We start from the raw sequence: 20,869 nt of genomic DNA, 5'->3' as shown, positions 1-20,869 counted from the left end.
GACGCAACATGAGGCATGAAATCTCCGGCTTAGAGGCTCTCCGTTTCGGAGGCGCTTCCATGGGCGGAAAGTCTTTGGCTAACGGCCAGAGCCATGCGGTTGTTGCAGACACATTTTTATCTGAAATATTTCAAATCAACCGGATGACGACGCCCGCCCCTCATCAAAGGAACGCGCGCACGAAAACGTCATCCCCATTATATTGCATGGACCCGCCGGGCTCTGATCCGGCGCTCCCTGCCAGGAGACTATTGAATGACTACGCGCATGCTAATCGACGCGCGCCACCAGGAAGAAACCCGGGTGGCGGTCGTAAAGGGAAACAAAATTGAGGAATTCGATTTTGAATCTTCCGAGCACAAACAACTTAAAGGCAATATCTATCTAGCAAAAGTTACCCGGGTCGAACCGTCGCTGCAGGCGGCATTTGTCGATTATGGCGGAAACCGTCACGGGTTTCTGGCCTTTTCCGAAATCCACCCTGACTATTACCAGATTCCGAGAGAAGATCGCGAAGCCCTGCTCGCCGAGGAAGCCGAACATGCGGCTGAAGAAGCAGCCCTGCGCGCCCAGGAAGAGGAAGAGGATGACGCGCCCGCCGACATGGTGCGCAGCGAAGCCACCGAAGAACTCGACACCGCGCTCGTCGAAGTCGACCAGGACGAAAGCGTCGACACGATCGATGTTACCGAAGGCGAGATCCCGGTAGAAAATGGCGACGACGAAGATGACGACGAGGATGATGATTCCGAAGACGATTCCTCCGAAGACACTGGCGAATCCAAGGGCAAGAGCGGCGGCCGTCGCGGTCGCGGTGGCCGGCAAAAGGGACGCGGCAAGGGCAGCATGCCCAAAGCCAGCGACCAGGCGCGCCAGAAGCGCATGGCCCTGCGCAAACGCTACAAGATCCAGGACGTTATCCAGCGCCGGCAGGTCGTCCTCGTCCAGGTCGTCAAGGAAGAACGCGGCAACAAGGGCGCTGCCCTCACCACCTATCTCAGCCTGGCGGGCCGCTATTGCGTGCTCATGCCGAACACATCGCATGGCGGCGGTATCAGCCGCAAGATCAACAATGCCGGCGATCGCAAGCGTCTGAAATCAATTATCGCCGATCTGAAGTTGCCGACCAGCATGGGCTGCATTGTCCGCACCGCCGGTCTTTCGCGCACCAAGCCGGAAATCAAGCGCGACTTTGACTATCTCGCCCGTCTCTGGGACGAAATCCGCGAGAAGACGCTGAGCGCGACGGCACCAAGCCTGATCCACAGCGACAGCGATCTCGTCAAACGCGCGATCCGCGACATTTACAACCGCGAGATCGAGGAAGTGCTGGTCGAAGGGGCAAGCGGCTATACCGCAGCCAAGAATTTCATGAAACTGCTGATGCCGAGCCACAGCAAGCGGGTGAAGAGCTACGCCGATCCGGTCTCGCTGTTCCAGCGCTATGGCGTCGAGGACCAGCTGTCGGCCATGTATTCGCCGGAAGTCCAGCTGAAATCGGGCGGCTATCTGGTGATCAACCCGACCGAGGCTCTTGTCTCGATCGACATCAACTCGGGCCGCTCGACCCGCGAACATGGTATCGAAGCGACGGCTGTAAAAACCAATATGGAAGCCGCCGCCGAAATCGCACGTCAATTGCGACTGCGCGACATGGCCGGTCTGGTGGTCATCGATTTCATCGACATGGACCGCAACGGCAATGTCCGCAAAGTCGAACGGGCGATGCGCGATGCCTTGAAAAACGATCGCGCGCGGATTCAGGTTGGACGCATCTCCAGCTTTGGCCTGATGGAAATGAGCCGCCAGCGCCTGCGCACCGGCGTGCTAGAAGCCTCAACAAAGGTCTGCCCGCATTGCGAAGGCACGGGACTGGTCCGCACGGCATCCTCCGCCGCGCTATCGGTTTTGCGTCTGCTTGAGGAAGAAGCCGCCAAGGGCAAGGCCAGCCAGATCAGCCTGCGCACCAGCCAGGAAGCGTGCATCTATGTGCTGAACAGCAAGCGTCACGAAATCGAGGATATCGAAAATCGCTACGGCGTCTCGATCGAAATCGTTCCCGACGGCGAAACCGAAGGCGCGCGGATGGAAATCCAGACCTCCGGCAGCCCGCCGAAAAATATGCCCAAGTTCGAACCCATCATCGACGATGACGATGATGATCAGGTCGACGAGGCGGACAATGATGCAAATGAGGCACGTGGCGAGCGTCCGGAACGCGGCGACCGCAACGACGGCGAAGAACGGCCGAAGCGCAAACGGCGTCGGCGCGGCAGACGGAACCGCGGCGGTGATCGCGGCGAAGCCGGCACGGCGGAGAATAATGGCGACAACAGCGGCCAGAATTCGGCTGACAATGGCGGCGAATCCTCGGGCGGCGACAAGGGCGAAGCGACCGCGCATCCGCAGGATGCGGATGCCGGTCAACAGGCCGAGAAACCGAAGCCGCGCTCGCGTCGCAACAGCGCCCGCAAGGCGGATGCTGCGCCGGTAGCGGAAGCCGAAACCGCCGGTGAGGAAAAAGCCGAGGCCAAGCCGCGGACAAGACGCCGCTCTGCCAAAAGCGAAGCCCCGGCCGAGCAGCCAGCGGCAAGCACCGAGCCGGATGCCGAAGCGGCCGAAGAAAAGCCGAAGCGGCGCCGCGCCCCGCGCAAGGCCAAGCCGGCAGCCGATGCGCCTGCTGCTGAAGCCACAAGCGAAAGCGCTGATGCCGTTCCCGAGAAAAAGGCACCGGTAAAACGGGCGCCGCGATCACGGGCGAAAAAGGCCGATAGCGCGGAAACGTCGGACAAGGCGGCAACCGAAGCTCCGAAAGAGGCCAAGGTAAAAGACGCCAAGGAAAAGGCACCGGCCAAGCCTCGGAAGCCGAGAGCAGCGGCCAAGCCGAAGGACGAAGCGGCAGCCAAGCCCAAGGACGAGGCCGTAGCCAAAACGTCCGACAGCGACGCCAAGGAATCCAGCGACGGTTCGCCCCGTCAGGGCTGGTGGCAACGCACCTTCGGCTGATTGACGATATAGGCTTCCCGCCGGATGTTTCCGGCGGGAAGGCCATGCTTTTCATCCACTGTTCAGACAGCTAATGTCAGGAGAAAGGACTCCCGCCAGACTTTCATGCTAAGGAATTTCATGCGCAATTTTCTTGCTGTTTCATTTTCCCGCATCGGCCTGCCTGCCATGGGCCGGCTAACCCGTCTGATGGTTGCATTTCTGGCGATAATATCGATCGCCGTCCAACCGGTTGTCGCCCAGTCGATCTTGCGCGACGCCGAAACAGAAGCCCTGTTCACCGACATGGTGGCCCCGCTGGTGGCGGTATCCGAACTGGATGCCAAGGACGTCGAGGTCATCCTGATCAACGACAGCCAGATCAACGCCTTTGTCGCGGGCGGCCAGCGCATGTATTTCTATTCCGGCCTGATCGAGACCGCCGACAGCGCCAATGAAGTACAAGGCGTGATGGCGCACGAGCTCGGCCATATCACCGGCGGACATATCATCCGCTTTGACGAAGGCGCGAAAACCGCAACCGGAATAACCATTCTCAGCCTGGTGCTGGGCGCCGCAGCCATTGCTGCCGGAGCCGGTGACGCCGGCATGGGCATATTGGCCGCCGGCCAGCAAGCGGCGATGGGCAAGTTCCTTGCCTTCAGCCGGGTACAGGAACGCTCCGCCGATTCCGCCGGTGCCCGCTATCTGGGCGCAGCCGGCATATCCGGCAGAGGCTCCATCGACTTTTTCAAGAAATTGCAGAATTACGAATTCCGTCTCGGCATCCCGCAGGAGGACAGCTACGGGCGGACCCATCCGCTGTCCGGCGAACGCGTAACCCTGCTCAGGGACGTCTATCAAAAGGATCCCGCCTGGGACAAACCATCCGACCCGCAGATCGAAGCCCGCTTTCAGCGGGTCAAGGCCAAGCTGCTCGGCTTTACCTCGGACCCTGCGGTGACCTTGCGCAAATATCCCGAAAGCGACCAGTCGGTCCCTGCCCGCTATGCGCGCGCCTATGCCTGGCACAAGAGCGCCTATCCCGACCGCGCGCTCTACGAAGCCAATAATCTGCTCAAGTCAGCCCCGAACGATCCCTATTTTCTGGAACTGCACGGACAGATCCTGCTCGAATCCGGCAATCCCGACGGCGCCCTGAAATCGCTGCGCAAATCGGTGCAACTGACCAACAACCAGCCGCTGATCGCCAGCCTCTTCGGCCATGCCCTGATCGCCACGGAAGATCCGCAATATCTCGACGAGGCCGCCCAGGTGCTGAAGGCCGCCGTGAACAAGGACAACCGCAATCCCTTCGCATGGTATCAGCTGGGCGTGGTCTATTCGCAGAAGGGCGATATTGCGCGCGCGCAACTGGCGACAGCGGAGAGCGCTTTGCTGGAGCGCAATTATGCCGGCGCCATTCGCAGTTCCCAGATCGCCATGTCGGGCATCCCGGAGAACAGCCCGGACTGGATCCGGGCCGAAGACATATCCTTTATCGCCAAAGCCGAATTTGAAAAGAACAGCCGTCGCCGCTAGGGCGTGAGGCGCGGGTCCGGGCCATTTGGACTGGACAAGCCCGACAGCCATGGCCATTGCCATGCTTCAAGGAAAGAACCCGATTGTGGACGACATTTCAAACAGAAAGTGGATGATTATGGCGGGTGGCGGATTGGCCATAGCGGCAGCAGTGAGTGTCTGGTTCTGGCAGACCGGCAGCAGCGCCTCGACCGAAGCGGCCAGCGAAGCCGCGCTGGCGGCAGGTATCAATGCCCAGGAACAGAAAGCGATCGAGGCCATTGTCCGCGACTATATTCTCAACAATCCGGAGATCATTCCCGAGGCGGTTGAAATATTGCAGAACCGCCAGAAGGCCGGCGCGATCGATACTATTCGGGCAGAAATCGAAAAGCCTTTCGCCGGAAATGCCTTTGCCGGTAATCCCGATGGCGATGTGGTGGTGGTTGAATATTCCGATTTCAACTGCCCCTATTGCAAGCAGACCGAGCGCGACATCGCCAGGCTGATCGCCGAGGACAAGAATGTGAAGGTCGTGTTCCGCGAACTCCCCATTCTCAGCGAATCGAGCAATGATGCTGCGCTGATGGCGCTGGCCGCGGCCAAGCAGGGCAAATATTACGCCTTCCACAAGACCATGTTCGCGACCGGACGTCCGACACCCTCGACCATCGCGGCTGCCGCCAATGAAGTCGGCCTCGACATGCCGGCTGCGCGCGCCTTCATCGCCTCGGCGGAAGCCAAGCAGGAAATCCAGGCCAATATCGAAGCGGCGCAGCAGCTGCGCTTTACCGGTACCCCGGCCTGGGTCGTCGGCAACCAGTCGGAAGTCGGCGCGGTCGGCTTTGAAGGCTTGAAGGAAATGGTCGCAAAGGCGCGCGCCGCCAACTAGGCGTCGTCCGCCCTGCCCTTGAACCCCTGGGCAATCACATACCATTCGGACGAGCCCTTGCGGCTTGCCGGCGGCTTGGCGTGCTTCACCACGTCAAAATGCTGCTTGAGCAAAGTCAGCAGTTCGTTGTCGGTACCGCCGGCGAGAACCTTTGCCACAAAAGCGCCGCCCTTCTGCAGATTTTCGACCGCAAAATAGGCGCCTGCCTCGACCAGTCCCATGGTCCGCAAATGGTCTGTCTGCTGGTGGCCGACCGTATTGGCCGCCATGTCGGACAATACCAGATCCGGTGCGCTGCCAAGCGCTTCGATCAGCAGATCCGGCGCGGCATCATCCATGAAATCCATCTTGAAAATGGTGACCCCTTCGATCGGATCGACGTCGAGCAGATCGATACCCACGACCGCGGCCTTGGGCGCAAATTTGCGCATCACCTGGGACCATCCACCCGGCGCGATGCCGAGATCGACCACCGCCTTGGCGTTGCGCACCAGCTTGAAACGCTCGTCCAGCTCCAGCAGCTTATAGGCTGCACGGGAGCGATAACCCTCCGCTCTCGCCTGCTTGACATAGGGATCGTTGAGCTGCCGCTCGAGCCAGCGCGTCGAGCCGATCTTCCGGCCCTTGGCGGTCTTGACCTTCTGCCTGGTTCCTGACCTGCCCCGGCTCATCGGACCGCGCTCCGCTCGTTTGCCGACATCAGCGAGCGCAAAATGCCCTCGCGGATACCGCGATCCGCTACACCGACACGGCTGGCGGGCCAGATATCGAGAATCGATTCGAGTATCGCACAACCGCCGACAACCAGATCGGCGCGTTCGCGGCCGATGCACGGGATATCGGCCCGTTCCTGCGGCGAGGCATGGGCCAGCATATTGCTGATTTCCCGCATCGATTCCGTGGGAACGATGAGACCGTCGATAACCTTGCGGTCATATTGCGGCAATTTCAGGTGCAGGCTCGCCAATGTGGTCACGGTTCCGCTCGTGCCGAGCAGGCGATAATCGCACTGGTCCAGCCGCGGCAGGCGCGCGGCGAAATCGGCAAAACTGTCGCTGACCCGGGCCCGCATGGCGGCGAAGGCGGCGCGGCGCGCTACCGGATCATCGCCGTCGAATTTCTCGCTCTCGGTCAGCGAAACCACGCCCCAGGGGGCGCTTTGCCAATCGAGAATTTCCGGTGCCGAGCCGCTGGTATCGACCAGCACCAGCTCGGTCGAGCCACCGCCTATGTCAAAGATCAGCGCCGGCCCCTCGCCCGGTTCGAGCAGGATGTGGCAGCCGAGAACCGCCAGCCGCGCTTCTTCTTCTGCGGTAATCACGTCGAGCGCGATGCCGGTTTCCCGCCGTACCCGCTCGATAAATTTATCACCGTTGCTGGCGCGCCGGCAGGCTTCGGTGGCCACCGAGCGGGCCAAAGTCACATTGCGACGCCGCAGCTTGTCGGCGCAGATCGACAAAGCGGCAACCGCCCGGTCCATGGCGCGACTGCTGATCTTTCCGGATTCGACCAGTCCTTCGCCCAGTCGCACAACGCGCGAAAAGGCATCGGTGACAATGAAGCCGTCGGAAGACGGTTTTGCCACCAGCAACCGGCAGTTGTTGGTTCCCAGATCGATTGCTGCATAGGACCGCAACTTGGGCCAGCGGCCGTTGCCTGCGTGAACAGGAGGCGCAACTCGACTCTGTCCATTATGTGTCGCCGCATGTTTCGGGCGGGATTTCCTTGCGGATGATCCGCCTTTTGTATCTAGCGGCGATGGGGATGCTTGATCCGCCATAACCGTACTCTTATGTTCTCCGGATCGGATAATACCGCCGGTACTTGCCGGTGAAGATAACGCCGCAGCAGCAGAGACGCAAGGGGCGGTAACCAAGTCGAACGGAAAATATCATGTGCGGCCGCAAATTCAGCCACGAAGAACTGACCTGGGCGGAATATCGCGACATATTGGCGATCGTCCAGCCCTCGCCCAACAGCAATTTCCAGCCCAACTATAATATCTGCCCGACCCAGAGCGTTCCCGTATGCGTCAACCGCGAGGGTGGCCGGTCGCTGGAACTGATGCGCTGGGGACTGGTGCCGCACTGGGCCAAAGACACAAAATTTGCCGCCAATATGATCAACGCCCGCGCCGAGACGCTGACCGAGAAACCCTCGTTCAAGCCGCTGCTGGAGCAGAATCGCTGCATCATCATGGTCTCCGGCTTCTACGAATGGCAGCGCGACGGAACAACCAAGACCCCGTATAAGGTCGAGCGCGGCGATCGCCAGCCAATGCTGCTCGCCGGCCTGTGGACGCATAATGACCGGCTCGACATCAACAGCTATGCGGTCATCACCACCGCCGCGCCGCCCGCTTTCGCGCCTATTCACGACCGCGCGCCGGCCATTCTCGAACGGGCCGACGTCGACATCTGGATGGATGATGGCTGGAAAGAGGCGGAAAAGCTGACGAATAGCTTTCAGGGCGAACTCGCAACGACGCGAATTTCCAGCCTGGTCAACAGCAACCGCAACAACGGTCCCGAACTGCTGCAACCAATCGCAGAATAAGACCACCAAAAGGGTTGACCCCGGCCATCTCCATGCCTATTGCCCCGCGCACCGGCATTCCCCTGTCGTATAATGGTAATACCACGGACTCTGACTCCGTTAATTGAGGTTCGAATCCTCACGGGGGATCCAGTTTTTCCTACATCCTGAGTTCCGCGTTGACAGCGCTTTGATATTCCGTTTCAGGCTATTCCATAGGCCGGAAACGCATCGAAGCGGCAAACGGGTGATCGCTTGCCGCTTCGACGGTCTTGCTATTGTACGCCCCAGCGCGACGGCTTTCGTCGCCAGCGCTGCAGCTTTGGTGTTCCTTTAGCCAGAGACCCGGTCCCAGTGGCGCAATTGCTTGCATTGGGTCAGGAAGTTCGCAGCGTCCTTCTTCGCTCCGATCTCGACGACACCGTCGTCCATCTTGTCTGCAATACCCGCCGCTTTCAGCAGCGGCATCGCGCCTTCGGAATAAGCGATGAACTTCACATGGGCGAAGGCGTCGCTGACGAAATCCTGGCTCGGCTTGTTGGTCGACAGCTTTTCGGCTGCATCTTCCGACATGACCAGAGCCACGGCATCGAACACAACAGAGGGGCCACCGTCGATCTTCTCGTCCGCCGGCATAATCTTGCCGTCGGACAATTTAGCACCGGCGATATGCGGCGCGATGATCGCGGTGGTGCCGCCTTCATCCTCGGTGGCCTTTTTCAGCGCCTTCACCAGATCGGCATCGCCGCCCTCGGCGATATAGATGCCGAGCTTGCGACCCGAGAAGCTTTCCGGCGGGTTTTTGAGCATGCTCAGCGCGTCCGATACCGGCAGATCGTCAACCGGCTTGCGCGCGGGTTTGATCTTCTCGGGCAGCTTGTCCATGCCGATGCCGTCGGCGACATTTTTCGCCAGATCATCGTCGATATTGCGCAGATGGCCAACCATGCGCTCGCGGATCGCTTCCTTGCCCACCTTGGAAAGCTCGAAGGTGATGGCAGCGGCAATATGGTCCTGCTCGATCGGAGTCTGGCTGATATAGAATTGCCGCGCCTGGCTATAATGGTCGGCAAAGGTCTCGGAGCTGACGCGCTGCTTGGTGCCGTCCACCTCTTCCGGATAGCTTTTGAAACCCTTGATCGGATCCTCGCGCGGCCCCTCTCCTTCATCCCAGCTGTTCGGTTCGTAATTGACCCGCCCCTTGGGGTTGGTCATCGCCATATGGCCGTCCTGCTGATAATGGCGCACCGGACATTTCGGCGCGTTCACCGGAATATGGGTGAAATTGGGGCTGCCAAGCCGCTTCAGCTGGGTGTCGAGATAGGAAAAATTCCGTCCCTGCAGCAGCGGATCATTGGTGAAGTCGATACCCGGCACGATATTCTGCGTGCAGAAAGCGACCTGCTCGGTCTCGGCGAAGAAATTGTCGACATTATTGTCGAGCACCATCTTGCCGATGATCTTCACAGGCACCTGTTCTTCCGGGATCAGCTTGGTCGGGTCGAGCACATCAAATTCAAACTCGTCGGCGAATTTGTCGTCAAAGACCTGCACGCCCAATTCCCATTCCGGAAAATCACCGGAATCGACAGCATCCCACATATCGCGGCGATGGAAATCGGGATCCATGCCGTTGATCTTGAGCGCTTCGTTCCAGACCACCGACTGCATGCCCTGTTTCGGTTTCCAGTGGAACTTGACGAAATGCGATTTGCCCTCGGCGTTGACCAGACGGAAGGTATGGACGCCAAAACCTTCCATGAAGCGCAGGGAGCGCGGGATGGCGCGGTCGGACATCACCCACATCACCATATGCATGGATTCCGGGCTCAGCGAGATGAAGTCCCAGAAATTGTCATGCGCGCTCTGCGCCTGCGGAAAGCCGCGATCGGGCGCCGGTTTGACCGAGTGGATCAGGTCGGGGAATTTGATCGCGTCCTGGATGAAGAAGACCGGGATGTTGTTGCCGACCAGATCCCAGTTGCCTTCCTTGGTATAGAATTTCACCGCAAATCCGCGCACATCGCGCGCGACATCGGGTGAGCCCTTGCTGCCGGCAACCGTCGAGAAGCGGCAGAATAAAGGCGTCTTTTCGCCGACCCGCTGGAAAATATCGGCACTGGAAAGTTCCGGAATGGCTTCGGTCAGTTCGAAATGGCCGTGCACGCCATAGCCGCGCGCATGGACGACGCGCTCGGGAATCCGTTCGTGATCGAAGTGGAAAATCTTCTCCCGCATGACCTGGTCTTCCAGCATCGTGCCGCCGCGGGCATGGGCTTTCAGGCTGTTCTGGTCGTCCGATACCGGCATACCCTGCTGCGTGGTCATGATATCGTCGTCGCCGGTTGCAGTCTGGCGAGGCTCGCCATTCTCGCCGAGTTTCAGGTCTTTCATCGCTTATTCCTTTGTTGGGGACACGTCTCTTCACTCAAACCTACGCAGGTTGAGCGAGATGGTTCACCGGAACAGCCGATAAAATTTCAGGTTGGTGCCGCGCGCCGGAGCGGCAGGATCAGTTCGCCCTGGGCGTGAAACCGATATGCAGTTCCTTCAGCGAGCGCAGCAGGAAATGCGGGTGAATGGCAAAATCATTCTTGCCCTCGATGAACCACATATCCTCGAACCGGTCGACCACCGCGGTAAAGCCCCAGATCAGTTCACGCCGGGCGAGCGGCGCACCCAGACAGTGGTGCACGCCGGAACCGAAGCCCATATGTGCCCCTGCCCGCTTGCGCTCGAGATCGATTTTCTCGGGACATTCGAACACGCTCTCGTCGCGATTTGCCGCGGCATAGCGGATATTGATCAGCGCGCCTTTTGGAATCGTGACGCCGTGCATCTCGACCTCTTCGCCGGCAAAACGCATCAGGCTCTGCACCGGCGATTCCAGCCGCACCACTTCCTCGACAAAGGTCTTCATATATTTGTCGGGATCGCTTTTCAGCTGCTCCCAGACGTCCTTGTTCTCGATCAGCAGGCGGATGCCCGAAGCCAGCGCATTGGTCGTGGTTTCGCTGCCGCCGACAAATGTATCCGCCATCATCTCGGCGTGCAGCTCGTTATCGTTGAGCGGCCTGCCCCATTCCTCGATCACCCGGTTGACCAGCTCGCTGAGCAGGCTGTCATCGGGCTGCTTGCGCAGACGCTCGAACACCGGGTTGAAATAATGCTGCCCCTCGATTTCGCGGTCGACCATTTCCAGCTCGGCTTCCTCGTCCAGCATCATCGAAATGCGGTGGAAGAAGGCATCGGTCCAGCTCTTGATCTTCCACATATCCTCGCGCGGCGCGCCCATTTGCTCGCCGATGATATAGAGCGGTAGCGGCACGGCAAACTGGCTGACCCAGTTGCACTGGCCATCGTCGATAAAGCCGTCGATCAGTTCATAGGCGAGATTTTCGACCAGCGGATCCATGGTCTTGATCTTGCTGGGCTTGAACGCCTCGTTAAACATCGCCCGCATCTGCTTGTGATTGGGATCATCGCGGCTCGACAGGGTTGGCTCCGGTAGCCAGCCGTTTTCCTCGAACCGCTGTTGCACCACCTGTTGCCGTTCGGTGGCGCCGGTCTTGTTGAAGGCGGCGAATTTCTTCGGGCTGCTCGGGAATGTTTCCGGGTCCAGCAATACGCGACGGACATCCTCATAGCGGGTGATGACATAGATATCCGTGCCCGGTTGCTTGTAGACCGGCGCTTCGTCGCGCAGCGTCTTGTAGGCGTCATAGGGGCATTGCTGTGTTTCCACATCGAACAGATTGATCTCGGCCTTGGTCGCCATATTCTTTCTCCCTAGCGCACCTGAATTTTCTCTTCGCCCCATGGTGCAATGGTCTCGGCTTTCTGAAACGCCTCGGGCAGTTCGTCGACCATATGCCAAGTCGCCGCCAATCGTCCGAAGCCTACGAAAAAAGCACAGGTCATGCCCAGTTCGACAATCTGCGCTTCGCTGAAATGTTCGCGCAGACCAGCATGGACCGCATCATCAATCGCCAGATGATCGGTCGCCATCAGCTCGCCATAATGAATGGCCGCTTTCTCCGCGTCGCTGAGATCATCCGCTTCCTGCGGCTTTTCGAGTGAACAGACCGCGCCTTCGTCGACGCCGTCGTTGACAGCGTCCGTGTAACGGATCGCCATGCAACTGCGACACTGGTTGAAGAACGCGATGCGAAGTCGTACCAGTTCCACCAGCCGCTCCGGCAGACTGCGGCCTGCCTTGAGCGCGCCGCCAAATTGCATCAAGCCGAGCGCCTGTTCCGGGCAATGGGCGAAATAGCGGACGAGCCCCTGCTCCAGATCGGTGGCGGCATCGGGATTCACAGCATCCCTGATCCGCGGATCCCATTCCTCCGGCGGCAGCTTCGATATCCGGCTCATCAGACCCTCTCCAATCCGGTGATTATTTTTCGCTCATGCTAGGCTTTGTCACCCGTTTCGATACTGTCGAATTTGAGAAGGATTTGCAGGGGCCATGCAGTTTCTTTTCCCGGCGACAACCTTTGCTGACGGCATGTTTCGGCGATTGGCGGCCATCAGTATCCGACAGGTCGGTTGACAATCAAAACACCCGCGCCCTAATATGTCGCAGAGAAATAGTGTCTATAGGACATATTAAAATGGGGACGGGGATGACCGATATTTCGCCGCAGAAGCGGGAACATTATACCTATTGCGCGATCTGCGAGCAACTATGCGGTCTGAAGGTTACGACCCGCGGTGATGCGGTTCTGCGTATCCAGCCCGACAAGGAGAATCCGCACAATTGGGCCGACTTCTGCATCAAGGGGGCGACGGCGGACGAATATCGGACTCACCCTGCCCGGCTGCGTTCGCCGATGAAACGGGTCGGCGACCGATATGTCGCGGTCAGCCATGAAGAAGCAGTCGATGGCATCGCCGGGGCATTCCGCAAAATTATCGAGCGCGACGGTCCCGACGCCATCGGCGCCTATGTCGGAAATCCCAATGCGTTCAATTTTGCCAATTCGATTTTCCATGGCGCTTTCATGGACGCGCTGGGATCGCACAATCGCTATTGGGTCGGATCCATCGACCAGAATGCCTATCATTATGTCGGCGAACAGATGTACGGCTCTTCCTACACCACCCTGATCCCCGACGTTGACCAGTGCCGCTATCTGCTGCTCATCGGCAGCAATCCGGCGGTCAGCGCCATGGGCTGGGTCGGTTCCGTTCCCAATGGCTGGAAGCGCGTTCTGGCAGCGGTAGAAAATGGCGCAAAACTGGTGGTTGTCGATCCGAGACGGACCGAAACCGCCAAGCGCGCAACCAGACATCTTGCGCCCCTTCCCGAAAGCGACTGGGCCTTCCTTCTGGCGGTCATCCATTTGATACTGGCGAACGGGCTTGAAAATCGTGCGGCGTGCGATGCCGCATCCGGTTTCGAGCGCGTGCGGGAAATCGCGCTCGCGCAAAATCCCGCCAGTCTGGCCCGCCGATGCGACATAGCGCTTTCAGATATAGAGCAGGTTGCGATCGGCTTCGCGACGGCAGAATCCGCTGCATGCGTGGCCCGTACCGGCAGCGCGATGGGGCGCAACGGCGTGCTCGCGGAATGGCTGAGCCACATATTGAATCTGATAACCGGAAGAACCGACACTCCTGGCGGCCGCGTGCTGTGCGACGGCGTCGCAAATTTCATGAAGCTGGGCGCCGATGTATTTGCTCCCGCCCGAGTGCCAAGCCGCCTGCGCCAGTGGGATCCGGTCGCCGGAGCGCACGCGCTGGCGGAACTGCCTGACGAAATACTGACGCCGGGTCGCGGCCAGATCCGCGGCCTGATCATCAACGCCGGCAATCCGGTGATCAGTGGTCCGGATGGCCCGCGGCTCGACGAAGCGCTCGCCAGTCTGGACTGTCTGGTCGCGGTCGACCTGTTCCAGCGGGAAAGCCATCGACATGCCCACTGGCTTATCCCCGGCCTGCATTTTCTCGAGAATGAGGAAATTCACGTGCTCTACAGCTCTTTCCATGACGTTCCCTTCGTCCAGAAGGCGCGCCGGACGGTGCCGCCGCCAGCTGGCATGCGCGCCGAATGGGAGTTTTACCGGGACCTTTCCGCCGCGCTTGGCCTGACTTTGTTTCAGGGTCTGTTTCCACCGGAACCTTCTGCCGTGGAAGACGGCTTGCTGGCAATGGGCGGACGGGTCGACCGGGCCACAATCGAAGCCCATCCGCACGGCCTGCATCTCGGACCGAAGACCTATGGCCGGCTCTCCGAGAACCTGCAAACCCACGACCGCAAGATCGCGGCGGCGCCGCCGGCATTGCTGAGCCTGCTGAGCGAGCGGCTGCTCGAACCGGAAACACCGGAAGCGGACAGCCGCTTCCCCTACCAGATCATCTCCCGCCGCCGCCTGCAGACGATGAACAGCTGGCTGACCGAATCAAGCGCGTCGCGTCTGCGCGAAGGCGTCGGTTCGGAAATTGTGATCAACGCCGGTGACGCGGAACGCGACGGGCTGAAGGAAGGCGACATGGTTGAGGTAGAAAGCCTGACCGCTGCTTTGGATGTACGGCTTAAAGTCAGCGATAGCCTGCGGTCCGGAGTGGCGATCATGGAATATGGATGGGGCTCCCGCACTTTTGATCCGCAGGAGGGTGCGATTGTCGGATCAAAGGGCATCAACCGGAATGCGCTCGTGTCCGGCAAGGATCTCGATCCGCTCGCGCGGGTCCCCCGTTTTAACGGCACACCGGTGCGGATCCGCCGTTCCGCGATCACGGGGAGTGCATAGCAAATGGTGCCTGCCCGATCCCGGCCCCAGTCAGCCGGTGGATGGAAGAACCAATCTCTGGCGGCTGGACAAATTACCGGAATTTATTCCGCTTCGGCGCTCTTGTCATATTTGAGTTCAAGATAGCGGCCGCGGATCGAGAGATTGTCGATGTCGCCCTTGGCAATCTGCTGGGTAACACCCGAAATCTCCTTTTCGATCAGGGACAGGCCGCCGATAAGCTGCTCGTCCGGCGATTTGCCGCTGTCATTGGCCTGGCTCCGCATCGAAGGCGGTATCGCCTTATAGCCGTTGATCAGCTCGGGCAGATGCTCGCCAACCAGCTTGCGCACCTCATAAGCGGCTGCGTCGCCCTCGTTCAGCTTGTTGAGTTGCGGCGACAGCATGTCCAGCTGCACGCCGATGCCGTTGACGATCTGCACCGCGGGCGCGGGCAGAGCCGGACGCTGGTTTTCCAGCCAGATTTCCGTCTTGCCCGCCAACGACTTGAGATCCGATTTCATGATCGTCTCCGGCGTCGGGACCTTCATCTTCGGAAATTTCATCGACGCCCAGATACCGCCGCCGATCAGGCCAGCAGAAATCATCACGCCCCAGAAACCAATGCCACTCAATATCCCGCCAACAATGCTGGCACCGACCAGCACAGCAGCGGTCCACATCGCCGCGCGACCCAGTTTCTTGAAAAAATGGCCGCGCTTCAACTGATGGGAGCGATTGCCGATCGAACGCCGGAATTGCGAATCCTGCAACGCCCGTTTGGCGCTATCCAATATCTGCTGATTAGTTTCTGGCACCAGCCTCTATTCCTCCAGCGCTGACAGGGGATTTTCGGAAGGCGCTTCCAATTGCGCCTTCGCCTGCCCTTCGGATCGCGCGATATAGCCCTTCGACTTCTCGATCTCGCCGGACAGCGAATTGACCGTCGCTTTCATATTTTCCAATGCTTTCAACTTGAACGTGTCGATATTGTCCATCGTGTCATAGACATTCTGGAACGCCCGTTGCAGCGTTTCGAGCGGGATGGTCGACGACGCGGCCTGTTCGTGGATCTGGCCGGTCTGGTTTTTCAGCATCTCGCTGGTGCTGTCGATCACGCCCGCTGTTGTGGTGTTGAGCGCGCTGATCTGGTCGAGAACCAGTTTCTGGTTGGTCAGCGCCTGGGCCACGGTGACACCGGTGCGCAGCGCGCCGACGGTGGTCGTGCTGGCCCGGTCAACGCCCTTGACCAGTTCGACATTGTTGCGCTTTACCAGATCGAGGGCGAGATAGCCCTGCACCGTCACCGCCATCTGGGTGAGCAGGTCCTGGGTCCGCTGACGCACATAGAAAAGCGCGCTTTCGCGGATCGCCTTGGCCTTGGCCGGATCGGTCGCGTCCAGTTCGGCAGCCTTGTCTTCCAGCCTCTGGTCCATGACCTTGGACACATGGATCATCTGCTCGAGCCGGCCCATCGCCGCCCAGAGATTCTTGCGCTCGACGTCAATCGCCGCATTGTCCATCAACAATTCGTCTTTGCCCGAACGAAGCCGGTCGAGGATTGAGCCGATATGGCCTTGCGCGCTTTTATAGCCGTCGAAATAGTTGCGCATCTTGTTGCCGAAGGGGATGATCCCGAACAGCTTCTTCTTGGTCGTCAGATTGCCCCGCTTGCCGGGATCGAGGTCCTCGACCGTCCGCCGCAACTCGGCGAGATCGGAACCAATACCGCTTTCCTCGTCCATCGTCCGGATCGGGCGATCGAGAAAACGGTTGGACTGGCCTGCCGCTTCGGCGATTTCCTTGCGGCCCATATTCGTGATCTGGTCCACTTTTTTGCCGAATTCGGGGCTATTTTCGTCCTGCGCGATCAGATCGTCGATAAAACTGTCTACTTTTTCTTCCAGTTTCGACTTTATTTCGTCACCGACCGGCACCAGGCCAGCGGCCTTTTCGGGCGCGACGGGCACCACCGGATCAGGCGGAGTCAGTTTTAGTTCGTCGGTCGCGGTGATTGTTTCGGTCGCCATGCTGTTCAGCCTCCCTGCCCCGGCACCAGTGCGGGGCTTTCTCTATAAATGGATGCAAATGCCGCGCTTTTCAAGCGTTTCCACTAGTGTATTAGTAAAATAATACAGTTTTTCCGGCACGGTGCAGCATGCTTCCAATTCTTCCAATTTCCAACAAGGCTCAGCCTTCCAGCAATTCCGCCACCTGCGGCGTGATCTTGCCGACGATGATATCGATGCCCTCGGCGGTAGGATGCAGGCCATCAGGCAGGAAAAGCTCTGGATTTCCAAGCACCCCGTCCATGAAAAACGGGTAGAGCGCGACATCATATTTCCTGGCCAGTGCAGGGTAGATGACATTGAATTCATCGGTAAATTGCGCGCCAAGATTGGGCGGAGCGAGCATGCCCGTCAGCATGACGGCAATGCCGCGATCCTGCAGATTCTTGACCATCGCTTCCATATTCGCCCGGGTATCCGCCGGTTTCAGGCCGCGCAGCAGATCATTGCCACCCAGTCCCAATATCACCAGATCCGGCTTGCGCTCCAGGCTGTCGAGCACGAAATCCATCCGCCGCAATCCCGCTGCCGTGGTGTCACCCGAAACACCGGCATTATGGACCCGAACGTCCTTGCCAGCCGCCTCCAGCGCCGCCTGAAGCTCGGGAGCGAAGCCCTCTTTCTGGTCCAGACCATAGCCGGCATAGAGGCTGTCGCCAAAAGCCACGACGAGAAACTCGGCCTCCTCGGTCGGTGCCGATTGATCGCCGCTGCTGTCCGCCGGAACTGCTGCTACGTCCTCTCGAACAGCTTGCTGCTCGTCGGCTGCAGGGCCACAAGCGATCAGAAGTTGCAGAAACGCCAGCGTGAACCCATATAAGACCAAATTCTTCAACATCGGATATCCTTACCCCCATGATCCAGAAAAACGCCGCAACGAGCGACGCCGCCACAGTTGAACCCCATATCGCGATTGCAGCCCGGAATGTCACCCTGTCTTTGGGGGAAGGCGACGCCCGTGTCGATATATTGCGCGGCATCGATCTGTCGATCGAGGAGGGCAAGACCGTCGCCTTGCTCGGCCCCTCGGGTTCGGGAAAATCGTCGCTGATGGCGATCCTCTCCGGTCTGGAACAGGCAACCGGCGGCTCGGTGAATATTGCGGGCGCTGATTTTGGCGCGATGAACGAAGATCAACTGGCGGTTGCGCGGCGGGGCCGGGTCGGCATCGTATTGCAGGCCTTCCACCTGCTTCCCACGATGACTGCGCTGGAAAATGTCGCGGTACCGCTCGAACTGGACGGCCAGCCCGATCCTTTCGACATTGCGGCCAAGGAACTGACGGCGGTCGGTCTAGGTGACCGGCTTGGCCATTATCCGACCCAGCTTTCCGGCGGCGAACAGCAGCGCGTCGCGATCGCCCGCGCCATGGCGTCGCGGCCGACGATCATTTTCGCCGACGAACCGACCGGCAATCTCGACGGCACCACCGGCGAGAAGATCATCACCCTGCTCTTTGATCGCCAGCAAGCCACATCGGCAACCCTGCTGATCATCACCCATGATCCGGAACTGGCCAAACGCTGCGACCGGATTATCGAATTGCGCGACGGCCTGATCGAACGGGACAGCGCCGCGTGAGCGCTGAACTGAGCAAGGCATGGACCATTGCCCGCCGCGATCTGCGCGGAAGGTTCGTCGGGTTGCGGCTGCTGATCATCTGCCTGTTCCTCGGTGTCGCCACGCTGGCGGCCATTGGAAGCCTGACCAACGCGATCACCGAAGAACTGGCCAATCGCGGGCAGGCGATTTTGGGCGGCGATCTTGAGATTGCGGTTGCCCAGCGCGAAGCCACTAGCGAGGAACTGGCCGCTCTCAAGCAGGCGGGAACCCTCTCCGAAACGCTGCGCATGCAGGCTATGGCGCGCTTGCCCGATGGCAGCGACACGCAACTGGTCGAACTGAAGGGCGTCGATGATGCCTATCCGCTATATGGCAATTTCACGCTCGAAAATGGCCAGAGGGTCTCAGCACCCGGCCCTCAGGACATCTATGTCACCCCTGCCCTGATGCAGCGGCTGGCATTGAAAAGCGGGGATCAGATAGACTTTGGCGAGGCCAGCTTCACTGTCTCGGGCATTATCGCCGAAGAGCCAGACCGGCTCAGCGAAGGTCTTTCCCTCGGTCCGGTAGCAATCACTTCACTCGACGGTCTGCGCGCCACCCAATTGATCCAGCCCGGCAGCCTGTTTGAAAGCAAATATCGGCTCAAGCTGCCTGAAACAGCGGTTCCGGGCGACGTCGGCGACCGGCTTTCCGAACAATTCCCCAACGCTTCTTGGGAGACCAAGACCCGCGACGATGGCGCGCCCAGCACGCGGCGCTTTATCGAGCGCATGGGGCAATTCCTCACGTTGGTCGGCCTCGCCTCACTGGTGATCGCGGGGATCGGCGTCGGCAATGGTGTCGCCTCCTACCTGCGCGGCAAACAGGGCGCGATCGCGACGCTCAAGATACTCGGCGCCGACAGCGCGATGATTTTCCGCATCTATCTTTTCCAGATCATGGCGGTGGCCCTGGGCGCGATTGCTCTGGGGCTCGTGGTCGGGGCTCTGGCGCCGCTGGCCATCATCCAGATCGCCGGCGATGTCCTGCCCATCAAACCGGAATTTGCCGTCTATCCGCTGCCCTTGCTGGTCAGCGCGCTCTACGGACTGCTGATCGCCGTCATCTTTGCCCTGCCGCCCCTGTCGCGGGCAAAGACCATCCCCGCAGCGGGTATCATCCGTGGAGAAGGCAAATCCTGGCGCCAGATCGACCGGCAAAGCTGGATTGGTGTTGGCCTGGCCATAGCAGCGATCATAGCGCTCGCACTGGGCACGGCCAACGAGCCTCTGTTCTCGGCCTCCTTCATCGGCGCGGCGGCCGCTATCCTGTTGCTGTTGACGGGACTGGGGGCGCTGATCCGCTGGCTGGCCAGCAAGGCGCCACGACCGAAACATCCGCTCATGCGGCTCGCCCTCACCAGCCTTCATCGTCCCGGGGCACAGACGGGCCAGCTTGTGGTGGCTTTGGGTCTGGGCCTGACGCTGTTCGCCACACTGGCCGCTATCCAGACCAGCCTGACCAACGAAATCCAGTCGACGGTGCCGCGCGATGCGCCCAGTTTTTTCGTACTCGACATTCCGGTTGAACGGGCAGACGAGTTCCGGTCCAAGGTCGCCGAGACGTCCACAGCGGCCGAAGTGAATATCGTACCGACATTGCGCGGATCCATCACCGAGTTCCGCGGCCAGCGCGTATCGGAACTCGAAACATTGCCGGAAGGCGCCTGGGTACTGCGTGGTGATCGCGGCCTGACCTATAGCGCCACCATCCCCGAAGGCAGCGAAATCGCCGACGGAAAATGGTGGCCTGCCGACTATGACGGTCCGCCGCTGGTCTCGGTTGATGAAGAGCAAGGTGCGGCAATGGGGCTGAAGATCGGCGACAGCCTGACGGTCAGCCTGCTCGGCGTGGAAATCCCGGCCACGGTTGCTTCGTTCCGCAAGGTCAACTGGCGCAATTTCGGCTTCAACTATGTGCTGGTCTTCCCGCCCAGCGTGCTCGCCGATGTGCCGCATAATGTCGCGGCGACCATCCAGATGGACACGGCAAAAGAAGATACGCTCCTCAATATCCTGCCCAAGGAATTCCCTTCCATCTCGATGGTGAAGGTGAAGGAAATCGCCTCCCAGATCGGCGATATACTCGACCAGATGGCGACTGCGATTGCCGCTGCCGCCTCGATCGCGATCTTCTCCGGCATTGCGGTGCTGATCGGCGCCATTGCAGCATCGCGTCAGGCCCGGGTTTATGACAGCGTGATCCTGAAACTGCTCGGCGCCACCCGCGCACAGATATTGTCGGTTCAGGCCATTGAATATGCGCTGCTGGCATTTCTTCTGTCCGCAGTGGCATTGGGCCTCGGCCTGTTTGCCGGCTGGTTCGTGATCACGCAGATTTTCGAGTTCACCTGGCAACCCGATTGGGGAATTGTCCTGCTGACGCTGGCCATCGGCGCGGTGGCTACTCTGGGTATCGGATTGCTGGGGTCCATTCCGGTATTGTCTGCCAAACCGGCCAGAGCACTAAGAGAACTTTAGATTTTCCCGTTCGCACTGAGCTTGTCGAACTGCCTCTAGCGCCGC

Annotated in this window: 15 protein-coding genes and 1 tRNA gene; 8 read left to right on the top strand and 8 right to left on the bottom strand. The window is 59.8% G+C overall.

Going from position 1 to position 20,869, the window contains the following annotated elements; all coding sequences use genetic code 11:
* The first annotated feature begins 255 nt into the window (after positions 1–255).
* The 3 genes from CHN51_RS13750 to CHN51_RS13740 all read left to right on the top strand — a co-directional run bounded on the left by CHN51_RS13750 (position 256) and on the right by CHN51_RS13740 (position 5,398).
* Positions 256–3,006, top strand: a complete 2,751-nt coding sequence (locus tag CHN51_RS13750; RefSeq protein WP_100094528.1) for an Rne/Rng family ribonuclease — start codon at positions 256–258, stop codon at positions 3,004–3,006.
* 168 nt (positions 3,007–3,174) lie between these two features.
* Entirely contained in the window at positions 3,175–4,527 is a 1,353-nt protein-coding gene (locus CHN51_RS13745; RefSeq protein WP_100095648.1) for a M48 family metalloprotease, read from the top strand.
* An 85-nt stretch (positions 4,528–4,612) separates the two neighbouring features.
* Positions 4,613–5,398 (top strand): DsbA family protein, encoded by a 786-nt coding sequence (locus CHN51_RS13740; RefSeq protein WP_240616733.1) that lies wholly within the window; start codon positions 4,613–4,615, stop codon positions 5,396–5,398.
* Here CHN51_RS13740 and CHN51_RS13735 read toward each other — a convergent pair.
* Both CHN51_RS13735 and CHN51_RS13730 read right to left on the bottom strand, forming a co-directional pair.
* Positions 5,395–6,069 (bottom strand): RlmE family RNA methyltransferase, encoded by a 675-nt coding sequence (locus tag CHN51_RS13735; protein WP_100094527.1) that lies wholly within the window; start codon positions 6,067–6,069, stop codon positions 5,395–5,397. The two genes, CHN51_RS13740 and CHN51_RS13735, sit on opposite strands and share 4 nt — an antisense overlap.
* Positions 6,066–7,178 (bottom strand): Ppx/GppA phosphatase family protein, encoded by a 1,113-nt coding sequence (locus CHN51_RS13730; RefSeq protein ID WP_100094526.1) that lies wholly within the window; start codon positions 7,176–7,178, stop codon positions 6,066–6,068. Before CHN51_RS13730 ends, CHN51_RS13735 begins: the two co-directional genes overlap by 4 nt.
* Positions 7,179–7,291: 113 nt before the next feature.
* On the opposite strand from CHN51_RS13730, the gene CHN51_RS13725 reads away from it, so the two are divergent.
* On the top strand, positions 7,292–7,954 hold the full coding sequence (locus CHN51_RS13725; RefSeq protein WP_100094525.1) for an SOS response-associated peptidase: 663 nt from the start codon (positions 7,292–7,294) through the stop codon (positions 7,952–7,954).
* A gap of 58 nt (positions 7,955–8,012) precedes the next feature.
* Positions 8,013–8,086: transfer RNA gene (locus tag CHN51_RS13720), tRNA-Gln, on the top strand.
* 180 nt (positions 8,087–8,266) lie between these two features.
* On the opposite strand, the gene CHN51_RS13715 is transcribed toward CHN51_RS13720, so the two are convergent.
* The 3 genes from CHN51_RS13715 to CHN51_RS13705 all read right to left on the bottom strand — a co-directional run bounded on the left by CHN51_RS13715 (position 8,267) and on the right by CHN51_RS13705 (position 12,310).
* Entirely contained in the window at positions 8,267–10,327 is a 2,061-nt protein-coding gene (locus tag CHN51_RS13715; protein WP_100094524.1) for a catalase, read from the bottom strand.
* Positions 10,328–10,445: 118 nt separating this feature from the next.
* Positions 10,446–11,711, bottom strand: a complete 1,266-nt coding sequence (locus CHN51_RS13710) for a cytochrome P450 (protein ID WP_240616732.1) — start codon at positions 11,709–11,711, stop codon at positions 10,446–10,448.
* Positions 11,712–11,722: 11 nt separating this feature from the next.
* Positions 11,723–12,310, bottom strand: coding sequence for a carboxymuconolactone decarboxylase family protein (locus CHN51_RS13705; RefSeq protein ID WP_100094522.1), 588 nt, complete (start codon positions 12,308–12,310; stop codon positions 11,723–11,725).
* Positions 12,311–12,561: 251 nt separating this feature from the next.
* On the opposite strand from CHN51_RS13705, the gene CHN51_RS13700 reads away from it, so the two are divergent.
* Positions 12,562–14,691, top strand: a complete 2,130-nt coding sequence (locus CHN51_RS13700; protein WP_164089226.1) for a molybdopterin-dependent oxidoreductase — start codon at positions 12,562–12,564, stop codon at positions 14,689–14,691.
* Positions 14,692–14,774: 83 nt separating this feature from the next.
* Here CHN51_RS13700 and CHN51_RS13695 read toward each other — a convergent pair whose 3' ends face one another.
* From CHN51_RS13695 to CHN51_RS13685, 3 genes are all read right to left on the bottom strand, one after another.
* Positions 14,775–15,488 carry a hypothetical protein gene (locus CHN51_RS13695; RefSeq protein ID WP_123906329.1) on the bottom strand — a complete coding sequence of 238 codons (714 nt, stop codon included), beginning with the start codon at positions 15,486–15,488 and terminating at the stop codon, positions 14,775–14,777.
* A 6-nt stretch (positions 15,489–15,494) separates the two neighbouring features.
* A complete protein-coding gene (locus CHN51_RS13690) occupies positions 15,495–16,700 on the bottom strand; it encodes a toxic anion resistance protein (protein WP_100094519.1) in 1,206 nt (401 codons plus the stop codon).
* 160 nt (positions 16,701–16,860) lie between these two features.
* The gene (locus tag CHN51_RS13685; protein WP_100094518.1) at positions 16,861–17,577 is read right to left on the bottom strand and encodes an arylesterase; all 717 of its coding nucleotides are present in this window, start codon (positions 17,575–17,577) and stop codon (positions 16,861–16,863) included.
* A 17-nt stretch (positions 17,578–17,594) separates the two neighbouring features.
* Between CHN51_RS13685 and CHN51_RS13680 the strand changes: the two genes are divergently transcribed.
* Together CHN51_RS13680 and CHN51_RS13675 are read left to right on the top strand one after the other, a co-directional pair.
* Positions 17,595–18,320 (top strand): ATP-binding cassette domain-containing protein, encoded by a 726-nt coding sequence (locus CHN51_RS13680; protein ID WP_100094517.1) that lies wholly within the window; start codon positions 17,595–17,597, stop codon positions 18,318–18,320.
* Positions 18,317–20,824 carry an FtsX-like permease family protein gene (locus CHN51_RS13675; RefSeq protein WP_240616731.1) on the top strand — a complete coding sequence of 836 codons (2,508 nt, stop codon included), beginning with the start codon at positions 18,317–18,319 and terminating at the stop codon, positions 20,822–20,824. Before CHN51_RS13680 ends, CHN51_RS13675 begins: the two co-directional genes overlap by 4 nt.
* Positions 20,825–20,869: the final 45 nt, after the last annotated feature.

The organism is Sphingorhabdus sp. YGSMI21 (assembly GCF_002776575.1).
GTDB lineage: Bacteria > Pseudomonadota > Alphaproteobacteria > Sphingomonadales > Sphingomonadaceae > Parasphingorhabdus.
Note: the sequence above shows the minus strand (reverse complement) of the source record. Positions and strands in the feature narration are given on the sequence as shown.

What these genes read in the sequence shown, in the direction of transcription:
- CHN51_RS13690 (WP_100094519.1), bottom strand. Translation starts at nt 16,700, where the DNA reads ATGGCGACCGAAACAATCACCGCGACCGACGAACTAAAACTGACTCCG.
- CHN51_RS13735 (WP_100094527.1), bottom strand. Translation starts at nt 6,069, where the DNA reads ATGAGCCGGGGCAGGTCAGGAACCAGGCAGAAGGTCAAGACCGCCAAG.
- CHN51_RS13700 (WP_164089226.1), top strand. Translation starts at nt 12,562, where the DNA reads ATGACCGATATTTCGCCGCAGAAGCGGGAACATTATACCTATTGCGCG.
- CHN51_RS13680 (WP_100094517.1), top strand. Translation starts at nt 17,595, where the DNA reads ATGATCCAGAAAAACGCCGCAACGAGCGACGCCGCCACAGTTGAACCC.
- CHN51_RS13745 (WP_100095648.1), top strand. Translation starts at nt 3,175, where the DNA reads ATGGGCCGGCTAACCCGTCTGATGGTTGCATTTCTGGCGATAATATCG.
- CHN51_RS13730 (WP_100094526.1), bottom strand. Translation starts at nt 7,178, where the DNA reads ATGGCGGATCAAGCATCCCCATCGCCGCTAGATACAAAAGGCGGATCA.
- CHN51_RS13705 (WP_100094522.1), bottom strand. Translation starts at nt 12,310, where the DNA reads ATGAGCCGGATATCGAAGCTGCCGCCGGAGGAATGGGATCCGCGGATC.
- CHN51_RS13685 (WP_100094518.1), bottom strand. Translation starts at nt 17,577, where the DNA reads ATGTTGAAGAATTTGGTCTTATATGGGTTCACGCTGGCGTTTCTGCAA.
- CHN51_RS13710 (WP_240616732.1), bottom strand. Translation starts at nt 11,711, where the DNA reads ATGGCGACCAAGGCCGAGATCAATCTGTTCGATGTGGAAACACAGCAA.
- CHN51_RS13725 (WP_100094525.1), top strand. Translation starts at nt 7,292, where the DNA reads ATGTGCGGCCGCAAATTCAGCCACGAAGAACTGACCTGGGCGGAATAT.
- CHN51_RS13750 (WP_100094528.1), top strand. Translation starts at nt 256, where the DNA reads ATGACTACGCGCATGCTAATCGACGCGCGCCACCAGGAAGAAACCCGG.
- CHN51_RS13715 (WP_100094524.1), bottom strand. Translation starts at nt 10,327, where the DNA reads ATGAAAGACCTGAAACTCGGCGAGAATGGCGAGCCTCGCCAGACTGCA.